The sequence below is a fragment of the Sphingopyxis sp. genome (genome assembly GCF_035250425.1).
GTDB lineage: Bacteria > Pseudomonadota > Alphaproteobacteria > Sphingomonadales > Sphingomonadaceae > Sphingopyxis.
Genome location: NZ_DATFFD010000188.1, coordinates 1 through 5,240 on the forward strand (window position 1 = coordinate 1; position 5,240 = coordinate 5,240).

At 68.2% G+C, this 5,240-nt stretch carries 3 protein-coding genes and 1 pseudogene; 3 read left to right on the forward strand and 1 reads right to left on the reverse strand.

The window, feature by feature from the left end; translation table 11 throughout:
- The 3 genes from VJ811_RS11285 to trxA all read left to right on the forward strand — a co-directional run.
- A partial coding sequence (locus VJ811_RS11285) for a PD-(D/E)XK nuclease family protein (protein ID WP_324072369.1) occupies window positions 1-1,217 on the forward strand: 1,217 nt, incomplete at its 5' end.
- A complete protein-coding gene (addA, locus tag VJ811_RS11290; protein ID WP_324072370.1) occupies window positions 1,214-4,738 on the forward strand; it encodes a double-strand break repair helicase AddA in 3,525 nt (1,174 codons plus the stop codon). The genes VJ811_RS11285 and addA, both read left to right, overlap by 4 nt.
- Window positions 4,739-4,771: 33 nt before the next feature.
- Window positions 4,772-5,092 carry a thioredoxin TrxA gene (gene trxA / locus VJ811_RS11295; protein ID WP_324072371.1) on the forward strand — a complete coding sequence of 107 codons (321 nt, stop codon included), beginning with the start codon at window positions 4,772-4,774 and terminating at the stop codon, window positions 5,090-5,092.
- Window positions 5,093-5,103: 11 nt separating this feature from the next.
- Here trxA and VJ811_RS19445 read toward each other — a convergent pair.
- A pseudogene (locus VJ811_RS19445) lies at window positions 5,104-5,240 on the reverse strand (IS30 family transposase); the annotation flags it as partial.

The following is a 5,240-nucleotide window of genomic DNA, read 5'->3' on the forward strand; positions in this document are numbered from 1 at the left end:
TGATGATCCTCGGCGGGCTCGACGAGGGCCGCTGGCCGCAGCAGCAAAGCCCCGACCCTTGGCTCGCGCCCGGCATCCGCCGGATGCTCGGCCTCGCGGCGTCCGAGCGTCAGCAGGGCGCGGCGGCGCATGATTTCGCGGGCGCCTTTGCAGCGCGCGAGGTGGTGGTGACGCGCGCGATGCGGAGCGGCGGTGACCCTGCGGTGGCGTCGCGCTTCTGGCTGCGGCTCGCGGCGCTGGCGGGCGAATTGCCCGAGGCGCGGCTGGGCGAGCAGTCGGTGGTGGCGCTTGCGGGCATGCTCGACGTACCGCCGGGCGTCAGCACACCCGTCGAAAAGCCGTGCCCCGCGCCGCCGCTCGCGACGCGCCCCGACCGGATCAGCGTGACCGGAGTCGACCAGCTCGCGCGCGATCCTTTCGCCTTTTATGCGGCAAAAATATTGCGGCTGAGCGAACTCGATCCGCTGAGCAGCGGCCCCGACGCCAAATGGTTCGGCATTCGCGTCCATAAATTCCTGCAGGACTGGCAGACGGCCGGACTGACCGAGGCTGCGTTCAATATCGAACTGGCGGCGCTGCGGGCCGACCCGGCGCTCGATTCGCTGGCCAGCGCTTTCTGGTTGCCACGGATCGAGCCGTCGCTGCGCTGGGCGGCAGAACGCGTCTGGGCGTCGCGCGACGAACGCTGGCCGGTGGCCAACGAAGTGCGCGGCGAACATATCGTCGACGGCATCCGGCTTTTCGGGACCGCCGACCGCATCGACCAGACCGCCGACGGCACGCTGGCGATCGTCGATTACAAGACGGGTGCGGCGCCGTCGGCCAAGTCGACGGGCGACGGGCTCAACAGCCAGCTCGGCCTTCTGGGCCTGCTCGCGCAGGAGGCGGGGCTCGGCGACCTCGCGCCCGAAATCGTCGACGCGTTCGAATATTGGGAGCTGAAGCGTGACCGGAACAAGGGGGTCGATGGCGCCGTGAAGGCGATCCGCGGGCAAAAGCCCAAACCCGCGACGGCGGCGGCGGTGGTCGAGCGTGCGCGCGAAGTATTCGGCGACCTGATCGCGCGTTACCTGTTGGGGCAGGAGCCTTTTGTTCCGGGCGATACGGGCAAGCGCTATGCCGATTTCGACCATCTGATGCGCCGCGACGAATGGTTCGGGCGGGGCGACGCCGACGCCGATACCGGCGAACGCGCGACCGACGCGGGGGCGGCATGATCGATCCCGACAAGCTGCTAAAAATGCTCGATATCGGGCAACGCGCTGCGGCGCAGCCCGACGACCATGTCTGGCTGGGCGCGTCGGCGGGGACGGGCAAGACGCAGGTGCTGTCGGCGCGCGTCCTGCGCCTGATGCTGGAAGGCGTGTCGCCCGAGGCGATCCTGTGCATCACCTTTACCAAGGCGGGCGCCGCCGAAATGGCGCATCGCATCCACGAGCGGCTCGTGATGTGGGTGCGGATGGACGACGGCGACCTGCGCACCGAACTCCGGGCCTTGGGATTGGACCTTGAACTCATCGGTTATGATCGCGGCGTTCCGGCGCTGATCGAACGCGCGCGATCTTTGTTCGCGACGGTCATCGACAGCCCCGGCGGCGCGGTTCGCGTTCAGACCATTCACAGCTTTTGCCAGACCTTGCTCGCCAGCTTCCCGCTCGAGGCCAGGATATTGCCGGGGTTCCGCGCACTGGAGGATAGCGAGGCGCGCGCGCTGCAACGCGAGGTGCTGGGCAAGCTCCTGTCGGGGCAGGGGGACGACGGCGATCATATGCGAAGCATCGCCGCGATGTTGTCGCGCCGGCTGGGGCAGGATGCCGCCATCGCCTTCCTCGCGCGCTGCGCGAGCAGCTTTACAGCGGCGAATGCCCCGCGCCTTGCACCGCGGGCATCCGACCTGCGGACCGCGCTCGGCCTGCCGCAGGGCGACCCCGCCGACTGGCGGGCGGCGGCGATTGCGGGCGGCGCCATCGCCGATGCCGATATCGCGGCCGTGGCGCTCAGCGGCCGCGACTGGGCGACCAAGACCGGCGATGCGCGCGCCGATATCATGGACGACTGGCACCGCGCCGATTCGCATGGGCGCGCGGCGATGCTGGCCGCGGTGCGCGGCTGCTTCCTGACCGGGACGGGCGATCTGCGCGCTGACTACACCAAGGAAAAAGGGGCAATGCGCGGCTGCCTCGGCGCCGCCGAGCGGATCGTTGCCGCCACCGGCGATCTTTTGGCAACCGCCACCGCGATGCAGGTCGCCGACGATCTGGCGGCGGCGTGGGATTTGGGCAGCCGCTTTGCCGAGGCCTATGCCCTCGCCAAGCGCGACAAGGGTTATGCCGATTTCGATGATCTGATCAGCATCGCCGGCCGCCTGCTGGCCACGGGCGATTTCGGCGACTGGGTGCGCTTCAAGCTCGACCAGCGCACCGACCATATATTGGTCGACGAGGCGCAGGATACCAACGCGCGGCAATGGGCGATCATCCTGTCGCTGGCGGCCGAGTTTTTCGCCGGGCTGGGCGCCAAGGACGACCGCGTCCGCACGATGTTCACCGTCGGCGACCGCAAGCAGGCGATCTTCGGCTTTCAGGGCACCGAACCGGCGGCGTTCGAGGCCGCGCGAATCCGCTTTGGCGAGCGCGCGATGGCGGGCGGCAGGCCGTTCGAGGATGTCGATCTCGACACCAACTACCGGTCGAGCCCCGCGGTGCTCGACGTCGTTGACGCGTGGATCGCGGCGGGCGCGCCCGAACTGATGGGGCTGGAAAGCGATGAGCCGCCGCACATCCCCGCCGATTTCAACCGCGACCGCGCGGGCCGCGTCGAACTGTGGGAGCCGCTCCCGGTCGGGAAAGCGCTCGATGCCGCCGCCGACGACGAGAGCGATCGCGAGGACGGCGAGGAAGACGCGGGTCCGGGCGAATCCTCCGCGGCGGCGAGCGACCCCGCGAGCCTGCGCCTGTCGCGTGCGATTGCCGACGAGGTGCAGGACTGGATCGAACATGGCAAGGACGGGCGGAGCGTCGCGCCGGGCGATATATTGATCCTCGTCCGTCGCCGCCGCGACCTTGCGGCGCGGATCGTCGCGCGGCTGCAATCGCGGCATGTGCCCGTCGCGGGGGTCGATCGTTTTTCGCTGACGCAGTCGCTCGCGGTGCAGGATCTGCTCGCCGCGATGCGCTTCGCGGTCCAGCCGCTCGACGATCTCAATCTCGCCGGCTTGCTGGTCTCGCCGCTGCTGGGCTGGACGCAGGGCGATCTGTTCCGCTTTGCCCATGGCCGCAAGGGCCGCGCCCTGTGGGAACAGCTTCGCGCACGCGAAAGCGACGCGCCGCCCGAAACGATGGCGGCGCTGCGCGGCTTGCTCGGCATGGCCGACTTCACCACGCCCTTTCGTTTCCTCGACGCGATCCTGTCGGGGCCGCTGGGCGGGCGGCGCAAGCTGTACCGCCGGCTGGGCCGCGAAGCGCGCGATCCGATCGACGAACTGCTCGGACAGGCGCTCGCCTTCGAACGGCGGGAGGCGCCATCGCTGCTCGGCTTTCTCGCCCACATCGCTGCCAGCACGACCGAGATCAAACGCCAGACCGAGGCGCGCAGCGACGTGGTGCGGGTGATGACGGTGCACGGGTCCAAGGGGCTGCAGGCGCCGATCGTCATCCTTGCCGATGCGACCGACGATCCGCGGCCGCGGCGCCTGACCTTCGACCTGTCGATGGGCGCGTGGGAGAAATTGCCGGTCTTCGGGCTGGGCAAGGACGAGCGCCACGGCGCGATCGCCAAAGCGTATGACGACAAGGAAGCGGCCGAGCGCGAGGAACATTGGCGATTGCTCTATGTCGCGATGACGCGCGCCGAGGAATTGCTGGTTGTCACCGGCACGAGAAAATCTGACGAACTTCCCAAAGATAATTGGCACAGCGCGGTCGATGCGGTGATGGCCGACATGGGCGCCGATTGGCAGGATGCCGGGCCGCGCTGGGGCCGCAAGCGCGTTTATGCGGTGCAGCCGAAGAAATGGGCGCGTCCGCCGAAGGACGAGGCTCGGCAGGGCGCGCCGACGGTTGTCGTGCCGCCTTGGGCGCTGAAACCCGCGCCCGAGGAGGCGCGCCCGCCGCGGCCGCTCGCGCCCTCGGCGCTGGGCGAGGACGATGTAGCGACGCCGCCGCAGGGAGGCGAGCGCGCGGTCGCGGTCGAGCGCGGTTTGCTCCTCCACTCTCTGTTCGAGCGATTGCCGCCGATCCACGCCGCGCGCCGGCGCGCGGCCGCGTTGCACTGGCTCGCGGTGCAGGCGGCGGCGCTCGATGAGGGCGCGCGCGCGGCGATGGTTGACGAGGTGCTGGCGGTGATCGAGGATCCGGCGCATGCGGCGCTGTTCGGGCCCGGGTCGCTCGGCGAAGTACCGTTGTCGGCGGTCGTCGACGGGGTGGTCGTCGCGGGGATCGTCGACCGGCTGCTCGTTGCCGATGATGCGGTGATGGTGATCGACTATAAGACCGGGCGGCATGTGCCGACACGCGCCGCCGATGTCGCGCCCGCCTATCTGCGGCAGATGGCGGCGTATCGCGATGCGCTGCGGGTGATCTTTTCCGGCCGGCGCGTCGAGACGGCGTTGCTCTATACGGCCGGGCCTCGGCTGATCATGCTCGGCGATGACCTGCTCGATGCGCACAAGCCGGGCTTGCTCGCAACGAAGGCGAATTTGCCGGGTTCAACCCTTGAGCCGGACGCACCAACGCCTTAGTTTGGAGGCAAGGATATTTCAGGAGTTCAGACTATGAGTACCAAAGCGATCACCGACGCGAGCTTCCAGAGCGACGTGCTCGACAGCGACACCCCCGTGCTCGTCGATTTCTGGGCCGAATGGTGCGGTCCGTGCAAGATGATCGGCCCCGCGCTCGAGGAAATTTCCGACGAACTCGGCGAAAAGGTCGTGATCGCGAAGCTGAACATCGACGATCACCCGAACGCCCCCGCCAAATATGGCGTGCGCGGAATCCCGACGATGATCCTGTTCAAGAATGGCGAGATCGCCGACACCAAGGTCGGCGCCGCGCCGAAGAGCGCGCTCAAGGGCTGGCTCGAAGGCGCGCTGTAAGCTTTATATCGTCACCCCGGACTTGATCCGGGTGTGGATTCACATTTGAAGTGCAACATCAGGAAGGTTTCGGCTGGAGTTTTGAAGCCGAGGCATTTTCTGGGGGTATTGTTGTAGTTTGCGATGATGGCGTCGAAGGCGTTGCCAG

Coding starts and splice junctions, on each gene's coding strand:
- addA (WP_324072370.1), top strand. CDS start 1,214: ATGATCGATCCCGACAAGCTGCTAAAAATGCTCGATATCGGGCAACGC.
- trxA (WP_324072371.1), top strand. CDS start 4,772: ATGAGTACCAAAGCGATCACCGACGCGAGCTTCCAGAGCGACGTGCTC.